20 protein-coding genes are annotated in these 18476 nt (G+C 63.3%); 5 read left to right on the top strand and 15 right to left on the bottom strand.

Annotation, left to right across the window (positions count from 1 at the left end; all coding sequences use genetic code 11):
* The 7 genes from V6M52_RS11285 to V6M52_RS11255 all read right to left on the bottom strand — a co-directional run.
* Window positions 1-365 (bottom strand): GTPase (locus tag V6M52_RS11285; RefSeq protein WP_332701088.1); only part of this gene is annotated, 365 nt, incomplete at its 3' end.
* Window positions 366-746: 381 nt separating this feature from the next.
* Window positions 747-1343 (bottom strand): NAD(P)H-dependent oxidoreductase, encoded by a 597-nt coding sequence (locus V6M52_RS11280; protein ID WP_332686797.1) that lies wholly within the window; start codon window positions 1341-1343, stop codon window positions 747-749.
* Window positions 1343-2743: an FAD-binding oxidoreductase gene (locus V6M52_RS11275; RefSeq protein ID WP_332701087.1), complete on the bottom strand. Its 1401-nt coding sequence runs from the start codon at window positions 2741-2743 to the stop codon at window positions 1343-1345. The genes V6M52_RS11280 and V6M52_RS11275 overlap by 1 nt, the downstream gene beginning before the upstream one ends.
* Window positions 2740-4056: a cytosine deaminase gene (locus V6M52_RS11270; RefSeq protein ID WP_332701086.1), complete on the bottom strand. Its 1317-nt coding sequence runs from the start codon at window positions 4054-4056 to the stop codon at window positions 2740-2742. Before V6M52_RS11270 ends, V6M52_RS11275 begins: the two co-directional genes overlap by 4 nt.
* A gap of 1 nt (window position 4057) precedes the next feature.
* Window positions 4058-4921, bottom strand: a complete 864-nt coding sequence (locus tag V6M52_RS11265) for an ABC transporter permease (protein ID WP_332701085.1) — start codon at window positions 4919-4921, stop codon at window positions 4058-4060.
* On the bottom strand, window positions 4918-5682 hold the full coding sequence (locus V6M52_RS11260; RefSeq protein ID WP_332701089.1) for an ABC transporter ATP-binding protein: 765 nt from the start codon (window positions 5680-5682) through the stop codon (window positions 4918-4920). The genes V6M52_RS11265 and V6M52_RS11260 overlap by 4 nt, the downstream gene beginning before the upstream one ends.
* A 138-nt stretch (window positions 5683-5820) precedes the next feature.
* Window positions 5821-6822, bottom strand: a complete 1002-nt coding sequence (locus V6M52_RS11255; protein ID WP_332701084.1) for an ABC transporter substrate-binding protein — start codon at window positions 6820-6822, stop codon at window positions 5821-5823.
* A gap of 211 nt (window positions 6823-7033) precedes the next feature.
* On the opposite strand from V6M52_RS11255, the gene V6M52_RS11250 reads away from it, so the two are divergent.
* Together V6M52_RS11250 and V6M52_RS11245 are read left to right on the top strand one after the other, a co-directional pair.
* Window positions 7034-7423, top strand: coding sequence for a RidA family protein (locus V6M52_RS11250; RefSeq protein ID WP_332686789.1), 390 nt, complete (start codon window positions 7034-7036; stop codon window positions 7421-7423).
* Between the two features lie 9 nt (window positions 7424-7432).
* A complete protein-coding gene (locus tag V6M52_RS11245) occupies window positions 7433-8224 on the top strand; it encodes a creatininase family protein (RefSeq protein WP_332701083.1) in 792 nt (263 codons plus the stop codon).
* A gap of 185 nt (window positions 8225-8409) precedes the next feature.
* On the opposite strand, the gene V6M52_RS11240 is transcribed toward V6M52_RS11245, so the two are convergent.
* Window positions 8410-9039 (bottom strand): TetR/AcrR family transcriptional regulator, encoded by a 630-nt coding sequence (locus tag V6M52_RS11240; protein ID WP_332686785.1) that lies wholly within the window; start codon window positions 9037-9039, stop codon window positions 8410-8412.
* 78 nt (window positions 9040-9117) lie between these two features.
* On the opposite strand from V6M52_RS11240, the gene V6M52_RS11235 reads away from it, so the two are divergent.
* Both V6M52_RS11235 and V6M52_RS11230 read left to right on the top strand, forming a co-directional pair.
* Window positions 9118-9867, top strand: a complete 750-nt coding sequence (locus V6M52_RS11235) for an ABC transporter ATP-binding protein (protein ID WP_332686783.1) — start codon at window positions 9118-9120, stop codon at window positions 9865-9867.
* Window positions 9864-12263, top strand: a complete 2400-nt coding sequence (locus V6M52_RS11230; RefSeq protein WP_332701082.1) for an ABC transporter permease — start codon at window positions 9864-9866, stop codon at window positions 12261-12263. The genes V6M52_RS11235 and V6M52_RS11230 overlap by 4 nt, the downstream gene beginning before the upstream one ends.
* Window positions 12264-12385: 122 nt before the next feature.
* Here the strand turns inward: V6M52_RS11230 and V6M52_RS11225 are convergent, their stop codons facing one another.
* Together V6M52_RS11225 and V6M52_RS11220 are read right to left on the bottom strand one after the other, a co-directional pair.
* Entirely contained in the window at window positions 12386-12532 is a 147-nt protein-coding gene (locus tag V6M52_RS11225; protein WP_332701081.1) for a hypothetical protein, read from the bottom strand.
* Window positions 12533-12535: 3 nt separating this feature from the next.
* Entirely contained in the window at window positions 12536-12658 is a 123-nt protein-coding gene (locus V6M52_RS11220) for a hypothetical protein (RefSeq protein WP_332701080.1), read from the bottom strand.
* A gap of 560 nt (window positions 12659-13218) precedes the next feature.
* Between V6M52_RS11220 and V6M52_RS11215 the strand changes: the two genes are divergently transcribed.
* A complete protein-coding gene (locus V6M52_RS11215; RefSeq protein WP_332686777.1) occupies window positions 13219-14091 on the top strand; it encodes a DUF2189 domain-containing protein in 873 nt (290 codons plus the stop codon).
* 34 nt (window positions 14092-14125) lie between these two features.
* Here the strand turns inward: V6M52_RS11215 and V6M52_RS11210 are convergent, their stop codons facing one another.
* The 5 genes from V6M52_RS11210 to coxB form a co-directional block, all read right to left on the bottom strand.
* Window positions 14126-14485 (bottom strand): cytochrome C oxidase subunit IV family protein, encoded by a 360-nt coding sequence (locus V6M52_RS11210; RefSeq protein WP_332686775.1) that lies wholly within the window; start codon window positions 14483-14485, stop codon window positions 14126-14128.
* A 5-nt stretch (window positions 14486-14490) separates the two neighbouring features.
* Window positions 14491-15210 carry a heme-copper oxidase subunit III family protein gene (locus V6M52_RS11205; protein WP_332686773.1) on the bottom strand — a complete coding sequence of 240 codons (720 nt, stop codon included), beginning with the start codon at window positions 15208-15210 and terminating at the stop codon, window positions 14491-14493.
* Entirely contained in the window at window positions 15207-15926 is a 720-nt protein-coding gene (locus tag V6M52_RS11200) for a cytochrome c oxidase subunit 3 (RefSeq protein ID WP_332701079.1), read from the bottom strand. Before V6M52_RS11200 ends, V6M52_RS11205 begins: the two co-directional genes overlap by 4 nt.
* Window positions 15923-17692 (bottom strand): cbb3-type cytochrome c oxidase subunit I, encoded by a 1770-nt coding sequence (locus V6M52_RS11195; RefSeq protein ID WP_332701078.1) that lies wholly within the window; start codon window positions 17690-17692, stop codon window positions 15923-15925. Before V6M52_RS11195 ends, V6M52_RS11200 begins: the two co-directional genes overlap by 4 nt.
* Before the next feature lie 58 nt (window positions 17693-17750).
* A partial coding sequence (gene coxB / locus V6M52_RS11190; RefSeq protein ID WP_332701077.1) for a cytochrome c oxidase subunit II occupies window positions 17751-18476 on the bottom strand: 726 nt, incomplete at its 5' end.

The following is an 18476-nucleotide window of genomic DNA, read 5'->3' as shown; positions in this document are numbered from 1 at the left end:
GCGGCGACGATGTCGCTCAGCCGCCCCTTCTGCGCATCCATGCGGTTGACGAACAGGATGCAGGGCGTGCCGGAGGCTTCGATGGCGCGCAGATAGGGGGCGGCGAGCACGGCCGCCTCCGGATCGGGCGAGACGCACAGGATGCAGGCGTCGCTGGCGAGCAGCGCGTCCTGCGCCTGCCAGAGGCTTTCGCTGCCGCCCGGCGCATCGAGCGCACACCAGTCCTCGCCGCCAAAGGTGAACTTGGTGGCGCTCAGGCCGTTGGCGGAAGCCGGTTTCCGTGGGGCCCCATCGAGCGCGGCCAGTCGCTCCACGAGTGTGGACTTGCCGGTCTGCGGGGGGCCAAGTACCGCAAAGCAACGCATTGGTCATTCCTCCCTGGCTGGTACAGTTCAGGACAGCAGGATGCGCTGAACAGGCCGCAGACGCCAGAGGCAGGGTCGATCCGGTGCCCGATCGGCCGGCGCATGGCGACCGACGGTAGTCGACGCACTTTTGGAGAGAGGGTTTCACTAGCTGGCTAGCAGCTAGTAAGTTGGCGCCGGTCAGAATAACAAAGAACTCTTATCCGATTGAAGTTACAAGGCAATTTTTCGACACCCCGTCAAGGAATGGCCGCTTCGCGCCCCCATTCGGTCATTGAGTTGGCTGCCGTGATAGCTTCAAACCGGGACATCACGGCCTGCCCAGGGGTGTCGATATAGAGGGGTTGGATTGGGCGAGGCCTGGTCAGCTCTGCCGGCTGATCACCACGCCGCCATAGCCTGCCGTACCTTTGTGACGAAGCCACCCAGCTGGTCCGGCGTGCAATTGTTCATGTCGTAGAGTGCCAGATATTTCGGTGGCGTCAGGGTGCGGAATGTCACCCAGGCCCAGCGACGGGCGAGGCGGCGCGGCGGATCGCCCATCACCATGGTGCGCCAGCGATTGCCGCCATAGGTGGTGACGAACGCGACCTTCTTGATGTGCTTGAGATTGGGCACCAGCTTGCCGCGATCGCCGCCGCCATCGAGAATGAAGGAGACGCCGGGCAGGAAGGTGCGGTCGAAATAGCCCTTGAGAATGGCCGGGTAGCCGTAGTTCCACACCGGATGCACGAAGACCAGGGCCTCGGCCGCCATCAGCCGGTCGACATAGGGTTTCACTTCCGGCGTCAGGTTACCGGGCACGTCGTGATAGTTGAGACGCTCCTCGCGACTCAGCACGGCGTCGAAGCCGACCTCATAGAGATTGAGCGCGTCGACCTCGTGACCCTTGGCGGTCAGCTCGTCGACGACGGCGTTGAACAGGGCGCGGTTGTAGCTGCTCTCGACGGGATGGGCGTGAATGACGTGGACGCGCATCAGGCCGCGTGCACCGGATTGAGGCCGTCGAACAGCCAAGCCTTGCCGGCCTTGAAGTCAAAGTCGGGATTTTCCCAGGCGACCATCTTGCCCGGATTGAGGATGCCCTTGGGGTCGGCCTCGCGCTTGAAATCAAGCTGCTTCTGGTCGGTGCGCTTCATGCCGCCTTCTTCGAGCGTATAGCGATGCGGGTTGAAAACGTTGCAGTCATTGTCTTCGTGGATGCGGATGATCGCTTCCAGCCGTTCTTCCGTCGTGTACCGAACCAGAGGCAGCCCGGCGAAGGTGACGATGCCGTCCTGCCGCGTCATCTCGATATGCATGGGCAGCTCGTCGCCGAGCAGATCGACGATCTTCTGTACATGGTCGATGGTTGGGTAGCGGGTCTGGAGATAGGTGATCGACGGATCGACCTTGAGCGCGCGCAGTGTCGTGTGGTTCCAGGCCAGCTCGTATATGGGCGGCAGGCGCTTGAGTTCTTCCTCGCTGGCCATATCCGACCGATAGAGCATCTCGCCCTTGTGGTGGCCTGTGAACAGCGTCATTGCCGGTGCCGAAACAGGTGCCACCATGATTAGCACAACCGACTGGCCTGGCTTGATGTAGGGCTTGTGGCGGTTGAAATAGGCTTCCGGGATCGGCGCGGCGCAGGGGGAGACTTCCTTGACCAACAGGCCATCCTGCAAGGCCACCGCCTCGGCAAAGCGCGCCGCGGCCATGAAGCTGTCGAAGCCGACCATCATGTCGATCCAGTCATGCGCCGGGGCCAGCGGCATCTCGGCTTCGACGATGATGCCATTGGTGCCATAGGCATGCGCGACCTTGAGGATGTCCTCGCCCTCGAGATCGAGTTCGCGCGGCTCGGCCTCGCAAGTGATGACCTTCATGCCAAGGATGCTGCCGACATTGCGCAGGCCGCCCCAGCGCACGGAGCCGACGCCGCCCGAGCCGCCAGCAATGAAGCCGCCAATGGAAGCCATGCGGTACGTCGAGGGGTGGAAGCGCAACTCCCCGCGCACTGCTTCCCTTGTTTGGTGATCCATCTGTTCGAGCACGGCGCCGGCCTGGGCCCGCACGCGATCCGGCTTGATGTCTAGCACCTTGTCCATGTTCATCAGGTTCAGCATGGCGCCACCCGCCAGTGGCATGGCCTGGCCGTAATTGCCGGTGCCGGCACCGCGCGGCGTAATGGCCACGCCGTGGTTGAAGGCGGCGGCGAGGACGGTCTTGACCTCGTCATTGCTGCGCGGCGAGACGACGATCTCGGCGGTGACGTGGTCGAGCTTGGCCTTGAGCACCGGCGAATACCAGTAATGGTCGCGGCTGCGCTGCTGCACGATGCGGGGATGGTCTTCGACCGGGATATCGCCGAGTTCGGCGCGGAAGGCGGCAATGCTCATAGGCGAGGTCCCATCAGGTCATCGAGTTCGCGATAGTCCGGCAAGGTGGTATCGATGGCCGCGCCGCTCCGCAGCACAATGCGGTCGGCCTGCGGGCGCGACATGAGTTCGGTCCAGCTGCGGGCGCGAAACAGCACGAGATCGGCCGGTGTGTCGGTCGCGAGCGTTGCCGCGTAGCCAAAGCCGGCGATTGCGGCGGGATCTGCCCCCACCGACCGCGCCCAGGCAAAGGCATCGTCCTGCGGGTGATCGAACTGGAGGATGCGGGCACCTTCGCGCAGCACTTCGAAACCGTCGAGGTCGCCGTAGGCGTAGAACGGGTCGCGGGTATTGTCCGATGCGATGGCCACCGGCACGCCCGCCGCCTTGAGCTCGTTGAGCGGGGTCACGCCCCGCCAGCGCGGGGTGCGGACGCCCGATGTGTTGTCGCGGTCCTGCAGGTACATGTTGCACATCGGCAGCGAGACCACCGCGACGCCGGCCCGGGCCACCTTGTCGATCACCCGCTTGGCGACGCCGTCGGCCTGCACCGCCAGCGAGCAGCAATGACCCGCCGTCACTTTGCCGGTAAAGCCGCTCTCAATCACTACCTCGGCCAGGCTTTCGAGTGCATCGGCGGCCGGGTCGGGGGATTCGTCGGTGTGAAGGTCGATGTCGAGATCGAACTCGCCTGCAATCTCGACCAGCCGGCGCATGATGGTGCGGTTTTCAGGATGCATCGCCGTCGAGCCGCCGAGGATGCCCCCGGCTGCCTTGGTACGGGTGGCGACGGCACGCAGGGCGGCGGGATCAAGAATGGTGTCGGGTCCCATCAGCCCGGCGGCCTGCAGCTCGACGCGGCCGGCCCAGCGCTCGCGCATCGCCTCGAACACGTCCCAGGTGATCTCGTGCTGCGGCGGCGCCATGTCGAGATGGGTGCGGATGGCCGCCGTGCCGTGGGCATAAGCGCAGCGCAGGGAAAAATCCATGCGCCGTTCGACATCGGCGGCCGCCCAGTTGGCGGTGCGATCGTCGAGTACCGCCATCAGGGCGCCAAACCAGGTGCCATCCGGGTTCTGCTTGCGCGGCCAGATATGGCCCTTGTCGAGATGGGTGTGGAGATCGACGAAGGCCGGCAGTACGATGCCGCCATCGAGGTCGATCCGGTTGGGCGCGGGAGCCCAACCGGCCGGCGCGATGGCCGTGATTGTGCCGTCGGCCACGGTGATGTCCACCCGCTCCAGCGCGCCGGATGCAGCATTGCCCATGACGGAATCGGGCACGCCGGCGTTGGCCAGCACGTAGTGTCCGTCGGCGGGAATGGTGATGGTCAACTCAGTTCTCCCGCTTGATGGCGCTTTCGTGCCAGCGATGCAGCAGCAGCCAGGAGATGAGCGAGGTCAAGGCGAAGATGGCAACGCCTGTTCCCATCAGCAGCAGCAAGGCCGCGTAGAGGCGGGGGTAGTTCAGCCGATAGCCCGATTCCAGCAGCCGGAAGGCGAGACCCGAGCCCTTGCCGGCCGACCCCGCAGCAAATTCGGCCACCACGGCGGCGATCAGCGACAGCCCGCCGCCGATACGCAGGCCGGCGGCGAAATAGGGCAGTGACGATGGCAGCTTGAGGTGAACAAGCGTCTGCCAGCGGCTGGCGCCATAAAGCTCGAGGAGATTGAGCAGGTTGTGATCGACGCTCTTGAGGCCCGACACCATGTTGGAGAGGATAGGGAAGAAGGCGACAATGAAGGCGCAGGTCAGCAGCACGGTCGGCGTGTCGCGGATATAGATGATCAGTAGCGGCGCGATGGCAATCATGGGCGTCACCTGCAGGATGACAGCGAACGGAAAGATCGCCAGTTCCACCCACTTGGACTGGATCAGGATGATCGCCAGCCCGACGCCGCCAATCAGCGCGATGATCAGCGCGAATATGGTAATTCGCAGCGTCACCAGCAGCGACGGGGACAGCGTGCCCCAGTCGGTGTAGAGCGCCGTTATCACGTCGAGTGGCGCCGGCATGATGTAGCGCGGCACATTATTGAAGGTGATGTGCGCCTGCCAGGCGGCGACGGCGAGGATCATCATGAGTATCGGGATGGCGACCGACAGCACGCGCTCGGCGCTGCTGGTGCGGCTGACCAAGATGGCGACGGCGCTGTCGGTACCGGCTTCGGATGAGTGGACGGTTGCGGCTTCGGTCATTTCGCCTGGGCTCCGCGCATGATGGCTTCCTGGAGGGCACGCGACACCGTGTCGGTGGTCGCGCGATATTCCTCGGAGGTGCGGTAGTGTTCGTCGCGCACCGCCGAGGTCACCAGCGGCAGGTCGGCATACACCTGGCCGGGGCGCGCACGCATGACCACGATACGGCTGCTGAGAAACGCGCTTTCGAACACCGAATGAGTGACGAAGATGACGGTGATGCCGGTCTCGCGCCACAGGCGCAGCACGTCTTCATTGAGCCTCTGCCGGGTGATTTCGTCGAGCGCCGCGAAGGGCTCGTCCATCAGCAGCAGCTTGGGTTTGGTCACCAGTGCCCGGGCGATAGAGACGCGCATCTTCATGCCGCCCGACAGCTCACGCGGGTAGGATTTGGTGAAATCGGCGAGCCCGACCGAAGCCAGCGTCTCCATAATCCGCGCATTGGCGGCGGACTTGGACACGCCTTGCAGCCGCAGCGGCAGGTAGACATTGCCCCATACCGTCTGCCACGGCATCAGCGTCGGCTCCTGGAAGACGAAGCCGATATCGCCTTCGGGCAGGCCCTTGGAGTTGATCCTGGAGGATGGCCAGTCGATTTCGCCGGAACTGGCAGCGCCGAGCCCGGCAATGATGCGCAGGGCCGTGGATTTGCCGCAGCCGGAGGGGCCGAGCAGGCTCAGGAATTCGCCGCGTCGCACATCCAGCGACATGTCCTTGAGCGCCAGTGTGCCGTTGGAAAAAAGCTTGCTGACATGGCGCATGGATACGACCAGGCGGGCGGCAGACGCTTCGCCGGCGCGAGCCGGCTCGGTTAGGGTCAAATCGGTCAAATCAAAGTCGCCCAGATTAGGGTCGGAACGGCGCGGGCGACGATGCCCGCGCCGATTTGCGTCAGAAGGCTAGTCCATCAGGTCCACGCCAAGACCCTGGCACACATATTCGGTGCTGTACGCCTGGGTGACATCGATGCCCGCCTCGAACACGCCGACTTCCACCATGCTGTTGTAGAAGTCATTCCAGCCGGCTTCGGTCATGCAGCCAATGCCCTTGGTCTCGGCATCGCCCGAAACCACGATGCCATACTCCTTCATCTTCTCGATGCCATAGGCAATCTGGTCGTCCGTCATTTCCGGATTGTCGACCTTGATCAACTCGTTGGCGGCGGCGTTGTCGCCATAGAGGTAGTTGGTCCAGCCAATGATGGTGGCTTCGACGAAGCGCTTGGCGATGTCCGGATTTTCATCGACCCAAGGCTTCATGGCCTCGATCGTGGTCGAATAGGGATGGTAGCCTTGGTCGGCAAGCAGCCAGACGTCCGGGGCGAAGCCGGCTTCGCGTTCGATGGCCAGCGGCTCGGAGGTGAGGTAGCCCTGCTGGATGGCTATGTCGTCGGCGAGGAAGGAGGCCGGATTGAACTGGTAGGGCTCGTACTTTTCTTCGATGAATTCCGGCCATTCGGTCTTCATCCAGGTGAAGTAGCCGGAGAAGCCATCGGCACTGAGGATGTACTTGGAGGCACCGGCCAGTTCCGCGAAGGTGGCGAACTTGCCCGGATGGGACATCAGGATCTGCGGATCCTTCTGGAAGATCGCCGCCAGCGTGATGGTTGGGATGCCTTCCTTGACGGCGTTGATCGCGCCGGTGGCGCCGCCCATGTAGAACTGCACCTGGCCCGACACCAGCATCGGGCGGCCGGGCGATTGCGGGCCGCCCTGCATGATGGTCACGTCTAGGCCGTATTCGGCATAGGTGCCGTCGGCGACCGCCTGATAGTAGCCGCCATGCTCGGCCTGGGCCAGCCAGTTGGTTGCAAAGATTACCTTGTCCTGCGCCACAACGGCGACGGTCAGCAGGCCCAGCAGCGCCGCCGACGTAGAAAGAAGTCTGGTGATATTGTGCATCTCGCGCTCCCCGGCCGGGCTGGGAGCAGCCGCGGCCAATTTTTGTGCGACAACGTCGCTTGCACAATTCTTCTCCCTCTCGGGCGCCGTTGTGAAGTCAAAAAATAGGCAGTAACGCCAGATGCCTGCCATGCATGCAAAATCGGTACTTTTGGGCTAGGCAAGCGCTTTACCCGCCGATAGCATTCGCAATTCCAGGACACCCTTGCTCATGGCGACGCCGCTCAATCCCAGCCAAATCCATCCGCCCTTCGCACCCTATAGCCACGGCATGATTGTGCCGGCAGGGCAGCGGCTCATCTTCTGTTCGGGTCAGCTGGGCATAGCCGCGGACAAGACCTTGCCGGCCGACTGTGCGGGGCAGGCGCGGATCTGCTTCGACAATATCGCGGCGATCCTGGCCGAAGCGGGCCTGACCCTGGCCAATATCATCCGCATAAATGCTTATGTCACCGGTCGGGAGCATCTGCCGGACTATATGGCGGTGCGCAATGCGCTGTTTGCCGAACCCTATCCAGCCTCGACCCTGATGATCGTTTCGGGATTTGCCCGGCCCGAATTCGTGGTCGAGATCGAAGCCATCGCTGCCGGTCCAGCCTGAGGACTAATCATGACGCGCAAGATCTGGTGGACCGATTTCACCGCCGCCGACTTCGACAGCATCGACCCTAACAAGACCATCGCCATCATGCCGATCGCGGCGGTGGAGCAGCATGGCCCGCACCTGCCGGTCGGTACCGATACGATCATCAACCAGTCGATGATGGAGCTGCTGGCCGAGCGGGCGCCGGCCTCGCTCGATATCCGCATCCTGCCGGTGCAGGCGATCGGCAAGTCCAACGAGCATATCTGGGCCAAGGGCACGATCACGCATACGGCGACCAACCTCATCGATGCCTGGACGCAGATCGGGCTCGAAGTAGCGCGGGCCGGCATCCGCAAGATCGTCTTCGTCAACTCGCATGGCGGCAACGAGGAGATCATGGGCATCGTGGCCCGCGAACTGCGGGTTCGCGCCGGCATGCTGGCGGTCAAGAGCGGCTGGCGCTTCACCCCGCCCGATGTGCTGACCGATCTCGAGCGCCGGCACGGCATCCATGGCGGCGATGCGGAGACCTCGCTGATCCTGCACTTCAAGCCGCATCTGGTCGATATGGCGAAGGCGCAGAACTTCGTCTCGATCGCGGCCCGTGACGAACAGCAGTTCAAGTACCTGCGGCCGACCGGTGCTTTCGGCCACGTCTACGCTTGGATCGCTTCGGATATCAACCCAGCCGGCGCGGTGGGCGATGCGACCCAAGCCACGGCCGGCAAAGGCCGTGTCATCGCCGAAGCCAATGTCGCAGGCATGCTGGAGGTCCTTGCCGAGGTAGAGGGCGTGCTTCTACCGGACCACTACTAACGGACGGCAATGCCCGCCAATTCCCGCACCATCGTCAGCTATTGGCACGCCAGAAGCTGCCAGTCCGCTACCGGCCCCTGACTTGCCAGTCGGCATTGCGCCCCTAATCGGCCGTTAGGCGCAGCCAAACCGAACCGCAATTGCAGACGTTGAAGGGGGAGGGCGGTCGCCTGCAGCCGTCAGCGCTACGCGGCCTGATCGAGCCCTCGCAATGCGACCGCACGGAAGGCCTTCTCGATGCGTTCCGGGGGCTCGGCTGCCCCGCGCTCAAGCCACCACGTGAGAACGGACAGGTAGCCGCCCACGAGGAACTGCACGGAAAACTCCGTGTCGAACGCCGAGTTGGATGGGCGAGTTCCAGGGGCCAGTTCCGCCCGCAGGATGTCGGCTATGGCGTGATGGATGTAGTCCATCAGAATGGCTCCGGAGCGCCCTCGCATCATGGCACGAATCAGGACCTGCTGCTCCGCCATATGGCGGGTCAGGAACCGGGTGAAGCCGAACAGTCCGTCCGGTCCGTCCTGCCGCGTTGCCGCCTGTTCCTGCGCAAGGATGTCCCGCAGGGCACTCAGGCTGCTGCGCAACAGGTCATCCTTGTCGGTGAAATGAGCATAGAAGGTGGACCGCCCCACATTGGCTGCATCGGCAATCTCGGCGACCGATAGGTCGTCGTAGCCCCGCGCGACGGTGAGACGCATTAGCGCGTCTTGCAGGGCCATGCGGGTCCGCAGCGATCGACGGTCGATAGCCTCGCCTGCCGGGGTCGCCCCATGCTTTTTCCGGTCAAATCCCGGCCAGTGTTCCGTATCGGACATGAACGTTCCAACTGTCGATTGCGTTTCCAGACATGTGTCCAATAACACACGGTAGTCTCATTGTCATTGGAGGACCACGTGACACAGATTGCCGCCCTTCGGGTCAAAAAGCCGGATGCCCCATCCTCAGCTGGGCTACTCGCCAGCTTGCGAGGGGTCAGCAAAGCCTATGCAACGCCTGCCGGCAGCTTTATGGCCTTGCAGAACATCGATCTCGACATCGCGTCGGGTCGCTTCATCGCCATTGTGGGTAAGTCCGGCAGTGGCAAGACCACGCTGGCCAATCTGCTGACCGGCATAGACAGCGCCACCAGCGGCTCCATCCGGATAGGTGGCGTGGCGCTGGAGCAGAAGTCCGAAGAGGAACTGACCGCCTGGCGGGGCCGCAATGTCGGGGTGGTGTTCCAGTTCTTCCAGCTGCTGCCAACCCTGACCGTGGTCGAGAACGTCATGCTGCCGATGGATTTCTGCCGCATCGGCCAAACTCGCGACCGGCGACCGCGCGCGATGTCGCTGCTGGCGCAACTGGGCATTGCCGAACAGGCCGACAAGCTGCCTTCGGACCTCTCGGGGGGACAGCAGCAACGGGCTGCAATAGCCCGGGCGCTGGCCAATGATCCGCAGATTCTCGTCGCCGACGAGCCCACGGGCAACCTCGACTCCCACACCACCCTTGAGGTGATGGAGCTGTTCCGTTCCCTGACGCGGGAGGGCCGCACGGTCGTCATGGTGACCCATGAACGGGATCTGGGCGCCTTCTTCACCGAGACCGTCGAACTGGCCGATGGCCAGATCGTGGCCATTCACAATGGCGAGGCCCGCCCATGACTCTCGCACCTCGCTGGAAAAAGCTGGTCGGCGACTTTGTCGCTACGCGCGGTCGTGTCGCCTTGATGCTGGCCGCCCTTGCGATCGGCATGCTGACGCTCACCACGATTGCGGGCGCCTATGCAATCCTCACGCGTGAAATCTCCCGCAACTATCTCGCCACCAATCCGGCCTCAGCCCTGATCGACCTCGGCCAGGTCACCCCGGAGGCATTGGAACTGATCCGCAACGCCCCGGGCGTAGCGGATGCCGAGCTCATCTCCATCGTCGTGGCCCGCGCCCGTGCCGGAGACGGCCCGTGGCTGCGTACCCTGCTCTTTGTGGCGCCAAACCCCACCTCGATGCGTATCGGCCGTTTCCTCCATAGTGGGGCGGCCTCTCCCGCGGACGATGCCGTGCTGCTTGAGCGGGAAGCCGCGGCACTTCTCGGCGCGCAACCAGGCGACAGGATCTCGATCCAGGTGGAGGGGAATACGCCCGTCGCCTTGCCGGTGGCCAGCACCGTGCATGATCCAAGCCTTGCCCCGGCTTGGCAGGAGCAGACCGCCTACATCTACCTGTCCAGTGCTACGGGTGCGCGGCTTGGCCTCGAGGCAGAGCCTGAGCTAGTCAAGATGACGGTCGCAGATGCCAGTTGGGATCAGGCCCAGGTGGACTCAGTGGTCATTGAAGTGGCGGGCAAGCTGCGAGCAGCGGGTCATACTGTACACCAGGTCCAGATTCCGCCCGTCGGCCAGCACCCCCATCAGAGCCAGATGACCGGCGTCCTGTCCATGTTCCTAGTCTTCGCCTTGCTCGCTTTGGTGCTGAGTGCCGTGCTGACGGCGGCTATGATCGCTGCCCTGCTGGCCCAACAGGTTCGGCAGATCGCCATAATGAAGACCGTAGGCGGCACGGCACGGCAGATCGCGGCACTCTATCTCTCCGGCACGGCGCTCCTGGCGCTCGCGGCCACTGCGATCGGCCTTCCGATCGGACTTTTGGGCGCATCCGGCTTTGCCGGTATCATTGCTCAGCTGCTCAACTTCGATATTGCCAGCGCCGCCGTGCCGCTTTGGCTGATCGTGCTTTTGGTAGCCACCGGTCTGATTCTGCCGCTGGGCTTCGTCCTGTTGCCGGTACGCAAGGCCAGCCGCGCCACGGTGCGGGAGGCCCTTAGCGATCAGGGCGTCTCCGCAAGCGCGCTGCGCAGGGACCCGGTCCAGGCACTGCTTGGTCGGCTACGCGGGCTGGACCGCACACTGCTCCTGGCGCTGCGAAACGCCTTCCGCCGGCCGGCGCGCCTGCTGCTCAACCTTGCGCTGATGGGCACGGCCGGCGGGCTGTTCATCGCAGCGCTCAATGTCGAGGGAGCCTGGAAAGGACAGCTGGTCGAGGCAGCTCGATCGCGTGACTACGCCATTGCCATCGATTTTTTGTCGCCCGCAGAACTGGCCCTTGTCGCATCGACATTGGCCGGAGTGCCCGGGATTGTTGAGGTCGTGCCTGCCACTTCCGTTGCCGGGGCTGCCGGTCGCCCCGACGGATTGATGTTGGTACGCACCTATCCCGATGGCGGTCATGGCAGCCTCACCCTGCGGCCGCTGACCAGCCTTCCGGATGCTCCTGGCTTTATTCTCGGTGATTTGCCCCGGCAGGGTGAAGGTGTCACCAACCAGCAGGCTTTCAATCTCCTGGGCCGGCCAAGCCTTGCCGAGCCCGTCCTGCTGGCCTCAGAAGGCAGGACCCAGCCCGTGACCGTCTCCGGCGTTGCGCGCCAGATCCTGGTGCCCGCCACTGCCTACCTTCCGGACGACGCCTTCGCCGCCATCTCGCCTCATGGCGAGGGTGTCACCTCTGTCCGCGTGGTCGTAGCGGCGCAAGCCTCCGAACCGGACATCGCCGCTATTGCCGATGCTGCGTCCCTGGCACTCTCCTCGGCCGGTGTCGCCGTGGAACAGGTTACGACCGAAGCGACCCTGGTGGCGGCACAATCGGGCCATGTCACCATTCTTATCGTCGCCCTCCAGGCCATGGCCATGCTGATGGCCGCGGTGGGTAGCATGGGACTGGCCGCCTCGTTGGGATCCAGCGTGACTGAGCGCACGCGCGAATTCGGCATCATGCGCACCATCGGCGCCAGTGGCGGGGCGCTGATGCGCAATATTCTCGGCGAAGGCCTGATGGTCGCCTGGTTGAGCCTGCCCATCGCCTTGGCGCTGGGCGTGCCGCTCGGCTACGCCGTAGGCCAACTCGTTGGCACACTGTCCTTCGGCCTGCCCTTGCCCCTGACGCTCTCGGCCGGCGCGGTCGGCATCTGGGCGCTGCTGCTCTCCCTGGGAGCGATCCTTGCCAGTCTCGTCCCGGCCCGCCGGGCCGCCAGCCTCACCATCCGCCAGACTCTGGCTTATTCCTAAGGAGCAATCATGTCCCGTCGAACGATCATCGCCATCGTAATCACCCTGATTGCGGTCGTCCCTTTGGGCTATCTGGCCCATAGCATCGACATTGTCGGCTTGGCACGGTCAATGCACGGCAATTAGGGCTCAACCAGAAAGCTGCGCCAGCGCGAGCCGACCAATAACAGGCCCGCCACAACCTCCAGGCCCCGCGCCACCAGCGCTGCGGTGGCACCGTGGCGGGTCAGCATGCCTCGCAACGAATGGCCGGCGAGCACGGCCAGCAAGCTTCAATAGCCGACAAGCAAGCTGCCCGACAGCATCGCAACGACGAGCAGCGCGGCGCCGACCACCATCACCGCTCGGTCGGGAAATCGGTCAAGCAGCGACGGCAGAGCGAATGCTGCCGCCATCGATCCGGCGCCGAAGGCGGCAAGGGCTATGGCTGTCCACTGTTGGTCAAGACCAAACCCCGCTTGCACCAGGACGATGCGAACTTCCGCCGCTCAATTTTGGAAAGGCGGGGCTGCAAGGTCGCACTCAGTGTTCGAACTTATTGTGGCTATCGTGCTCATTCTACTCAACGGCCAAGGTCAAGGCGCCCGCGGGCGCTGGGAGCGGCGGTGCGGCCACGGCGCTGGCCCTTGCAAATGATCCAGGTCGATTTCTCTCAACGGTGCAGATCTGCATCACCGGGTTCGAGCCCCGTCTCTCGCGCCACCTTCCCCCTTGATTTTCTTGGGGTTTCAGAAGGTTGGCTTGAAGGCGCCACACTCCCACCCCTGCCGCGTTCCAATCACCCAGCGCATCCGTGCGACCCGCCAGCTTGGCCTTGCCCTGAACCAGAAGCGATGCGCGACAGGGCAAGCAGATGGCGCTACTATGGTCACCGTGGGTCGCGAGTGCGTGGCCAGAGCAGTTCGTCCTGACACGCACCCGGAGGCCGGTTCATGGCCCGTTGGGGAGGACGATCATGGAGAAATCCCGCGCGAATGCCGGCGTAGCCGCCGGCCAGACTGCAGTGCCTGAAATCCGCAAGATCACTACGGGCGACGTGATGGACGCCCTCTGGCATGGCTTTGACGATTTCTGGGAGCAACCGTCGCATTACGTCTTTGCCGGCTTGATCTATCCCATCGTGATGATTGTGCTGGCCGTCTGGGTCTCGGGGCAGAACGTATTGCCGCTGCTCTACCCGCTTGCCACTGGCTTTGCCCTGCTTGGACCCTTTGTGGCGCTGATCTTCTACGAGATCAGCCGACGGAAGGAGTTGGGCCTCGATACATCCTGGAAGCATGGTTTTGAAGTTTTTCGATCACCTGTGCTGCCTTCGGTCGCTACTGTGGGCCTCGTCCTGGGCGTGCTGTTCGTCACCTGGCTCATCGTCGCGCAGGTACTGTTCGTGGGCCTTTTCGGCGACTCGACCCCAACCTCGCTGACGGCATTGTTCTACGAGATATTCACGACCTACGACGGCTGGCTCCTGATCATTGCCGGCAATGTCATCGGCTTCCTGTTCGCCATTGAGGTGTTGTGCATCACGGTCGTGACTTTCCCTCTGCTGCTCGACCGGCAGACCAGCCCCAACCGAGCCATCGAAACCTCGATCAAGGCCACCCTGGCCAATCCTGTTCCGATTGCGCTATGGGGGCTGATCGTCGCAGTGTCGCTGGCCGTCGGGATAGCGACGCTCTTTGTCGGATTGGTCATCGTCATGCCGGTGCTCGGTCACGCAACCTGGCACCTCTATCGCAAGCTGGTCGTGCCGCAGGCCGGCCGGTCTGCCCGTAGGCGGGCGCCGACCGCAGCTGCGGCGCGGCCCATACGATCGCCCAAGGCGACCTGAACCCCGGGCCCCGGGCCAAGTCGGCTCTGGGGCCTCACGGTCCCCCGTTGAGGAACAGCACCCGGGTCATCTCGGTATAGTTGGCCTCGAGCGCCATCATCGTTACGAAAACCAGGATCAGCACCGGCGGCACCAGGATGGCGTAGCTCAACGCCAGCCGCTCCCACCGCATATGCATGAAGATAGAGATGATCAGCCCGGCCTTGAGCGCCATCAGCGCAAGGATCAATCCCCAGCGCAGCAGGCCCTGGAACTGCAGGATATCGACCATGTAGGAGCCGACGCTGAGAACGAACAGCCACGCCCAGACCACCAGGTAAAGCCTGATCGGGTGCTGCTGGGTCTCGGTGTGTCCCGCGGCCGGTACTGCGACGTCTGTTGCGGCATGGTTCATCTGGCTCACCACAGGTAGAACAAGGCGAAAATGAATACCCACACAAGATCGACGAAGTGCCAGTAGAGGCCCATGATTTCGACGATCTCGTAGCGACCCTTGCGCGAGGTGAAGAAACCGGGACGGCCGGTATCGAAATCACCTCGCCAGACCTTGCGGGCCACGATCAGCAGGAAAATGACGCCGATGCTGACATGGGTGCCGTGAAAGCCCGTGATCATGAAGAAGGTGGCACCAAATTGTTCGGCGCCCCACGGATTGCCCCAGGGCCGGACGCCCTCGGAGATCAGCTTGCTCCATTCGAAGGCCTGCATGCCCACGAACATCACGCCGAACGCGGCCGTCAGCAGCATAAGGATGGTGGTTTTCTTCCGGTCGCGCCGATAGCCAAAATTGACCGCCATGGCCATGGTGCCGCTCGAGGTGATCAGCACGAAGGTCATGATGGCGATGAGCAGCAGCGGCATGTGCTGGCCAGCAATTTCGAGCGAGAAGACCTCGCTGGCATTGGGCCATGGCGTGGTCGTGGACATGCGCGCCGTCATGTAGGACAGCAGGAAGCAGCCGAAGATGAAGGTGTCGCTGAGCAGGAACACCCACATCATCACCTTGCCCCAGGATGCGGTCTTGAACGAGCGCTGGTCGGAGGACCAGTCGGCGACGATACCGCGCCAGCCGGGCGTCCGGACTACCTCCTGCGGCTGCGTCAGTGCGGGATCGGTCATGACAGGCCCCCTTGGGACAGCAGCTGGCCGCAGAGGGCCAGAAACTCGCCGGCCGAGCCTGACAGGACCGCCAGCAACAATGCCCACACGAACAGCATGAACAACCAGTAGGTGGTGGCCAACTCGATGCTCAACCGGATTCGTTCGGGCCGCTCGTCGCGCCGGAATCGCTCAAATGTGCGGGCCAGGGCAAACATGCCGCCAATGACGTGCAGGCCATGTGCTGCCGTCATCAGGTAGAAGAAGCTGTCCGCCGGACCCGAATTGACGAAATTGCCGCTGGCCGCAAGCATGCGCCAGGCGACGAATTGGCCGGCTAGGAACAATACCGCGCCGCCGCTTGCCACCAGGACCCCGGTACGCGCAGTGCCGATGGCGCCCCGATTGGCGGCCGCCAGCGCCCATTCCAGTGCCAGGCCGGTGCCGAGCAGCGCCAGCGTGTTGGGCCAGACGATCCAGGGCAGGGGCATAGTCTGCCAGTCCGTGCCTTCCGAGCGCAGCACATAACCGGTAATCAGCAGTGCAAACAGCGACCCCACCACCGCCAGGAACACCCCAAGGCCCACCTGCGCCGGGGCATGCGGGGAGGCACCGGACTGCGTCACCCCGCCGGCATGGTCGACCTGCAGCCATGGCTTGACGCCCAGGCCCTGCCGCGACAGCCACCAGCCCACGATCAGGGTCAGCACCGCGATGAAGCCCAGGATGGCGCTCATGCCGCGCCTCCCTTGGTCAGCGTGCCGGGCACGTTCTGGGGGATGAAATCCTCCTTGGCGCCGGGCACGCTGTAATCATAGGCCCAGCGATAGACCACCGGCACCGCGTCGCCCCAATTGCCGTGCACCGGCGGGGTCTGTGGCGTCTGCCACTCCAGCGTCGTGGCACGCCAGGGATTGGGGCCAGACTCCTTGCCGTGGCGCAGGCTCCAGATGAGGTTGAAGACGAAGACAATCTGCGCAGATCCGACTGTGAACGCCATGATCGAGATGAAGGCGTTCAGCCCCGCCGCCGACGGCGGCATGATCACGATGTCGGAGGATTCGAAATAGCGCCGCGGCGCGCCCATCAGGCCCAGATAGTGCATGGGAAAGAAGATGAGATAGGCGCCGAGGAAGGTGACCCAGAAGTGGAACTTTGCCATGGCGTCGCCCAGCATCCGGCCGGTGACCTTGGGATACCAGTGGTAGATGGCCCCGAAGATGACCAGGATTGGCGCCACCCCCATCACCATATGGAAATGGGCGACCACGAACATGGTATCCGACAGCGGCACGTCAACCACGACATTGCCCAGGAACAGGCCCGACAGCCCGCCATTGACGAAGGTGACGATGAAGCCGAGCGCAAACAGCATGGGCGGATTGAAATGGATGTCGCCGCGCCACAGCGTCAGCACCCAATTGTAGACCTTGATTGCCGTCGGCACTGCGATGATCAGTGTCGTGGTGGCGAAGAAGAACCCGAAATAAGGGTTCATGCCGCTCACATACATGTGGTGCGCCCAGACAATGAAGCTGAGCGCCCCGATGCCCACGATAGCCCAAACCATCATCCGGTATCCGAAGATGTTGCGCCGCGCATGCGTGCTGATCAGGTCCGAGACAATGCCGAAGGCGGGCAGGGCGACGATATAGACTTCCGGGTGCCCGAAGAACCAGAACAGGTGCTGGAACAGGATCGGGCTGCCCCCGCCATAGCTGAGTTGCTCGCCCATCTCCACCAGGGTCGGCATGAAGAAACTGGTACCCAGATACTTGTCGAACAGCATCATCACGGAGGCGACGAACAGAGCAGGAAACGCCAGCAGGGCCATGATGGTGGCGACGAAAATGCCCCAGATCGTCAGTGGCAAACGCATCAGCGTCATGCCGCGGGTACGCGCCTGCAGCACCGTGACCGTGTAGTTGAGCCCACCCATCGTGAAGCCGATGATGAACAGGATCAGCGAGACCAGCATGAGCATGATGCCCCATTGCTGGCCTGGCGTGTTGGAAAGGATCGCCTGCGGCGGATAGAGCGTCCAGCCGGCGCCAGTCGGCCCGCCCGGCACGAAGAAGCTGACCACCAGCAGCAATACCGCCACGAGATAAATCCAGTAGCTGAGCATGTTGGCGTAGGGGAACACCATGTCCCGCGCGCCCACCATCAGCGGGATCAGATAATTGCCGAAGCCGCCCAGGAACAGGGCTGTCAGCAGATAGACCACCATGATCATGCCGTGCATGGTGATGATCTGGTAGTAGCGCTCGGTATCGATGAAATCGAACACGCCCGGAAAGCCGAGCTGCAGGCGGATCAGCCAGGACAGCACCAGAGCCACCGCGCCGATCGCCAGCGCAGTCACCGAATACTGCACCGCGATAACCTTGGCATCCTGCGAGAAGACATACTTCGTCCACCAGCTATGCGGGTGGTAAAGTTCCATATCCTCGATTTCGGCGGGCGGTACGGTTGCGCTCGCCTCATGGGGGATGTCGGTCATATATGCCTCCTCAAGCCTCCCTTTAAAGCATGGCCGCTTTCGCGCGGCCTTTGCCCCATCAGGAGGAAAGCCCGGCAAACGTCACCTGGGACGCCAGCCATTCCTCGTATTCCTCGCTGGTGACCACAGTCACCACGCCGCGCATGTAGGAATGCCCGACGCCGCACAGCTCTGCGCAGAGAATTTCGTAGGTTCCGGTCTTTGTCGGCGTGACCCAGAAATAGGTGACCGAGCCCGGAATCATGTCCATCTTCGCCCGGAATTCCGGGACGTAGAAATCGTGCAGCACATCGATCGAACGCAGCAGGAAGCGGACCGGCCGGTCCACCGGGATGATGAGCTCGCCCCCCTCGATCAGCACATCGTCCTGCCCGAAAGGATCGGCGGGACTTACCCCCAAGGTGTTCTCGAAATCGATCAGGCCATTGTCGGCGGCGCCAAGCTTGCCATCGGCGCCCGGCAGCCGGAAACTCCACAGCCATTGCTGGCCGATCACTTCGACATCAGTCGCCGCATCGGGCACATCGACAAACTGGGCCCAGACGAACAGGCCCGGCGTCAGCATGGCGATCACGCCACCGGCGGTGATGGCGGTCAGCCAGCTTTCCAGCCGCTTGTTTTCGGGTTCATAGGCGGCCTTGCGGCCTTCCTTGTGGCGGAAGCGGAACAGGCAATAGGCCAGGAACAGCACGACCGCAGCAAACACCGCGCCGGTGATCCAGAATGTCAGCACGGTGGTGTCGTCGATATAGCCCCAGTTCGACGCCAGCGGCGAGAACCACCA

It is taken from the genome of Devosia sp. (genome assembly GCF_036676215.1).
GTDB lineage: Bacteria > Pseudomonadota > Alphaproteobacteria > Rhizobiales > Devosiaceae > Devosia.
The sequence above is the reverse complement of the archived record's forward strand: the minus strand, read 5'-3'. Positions and strand labels throughout refer to the sequence as shown.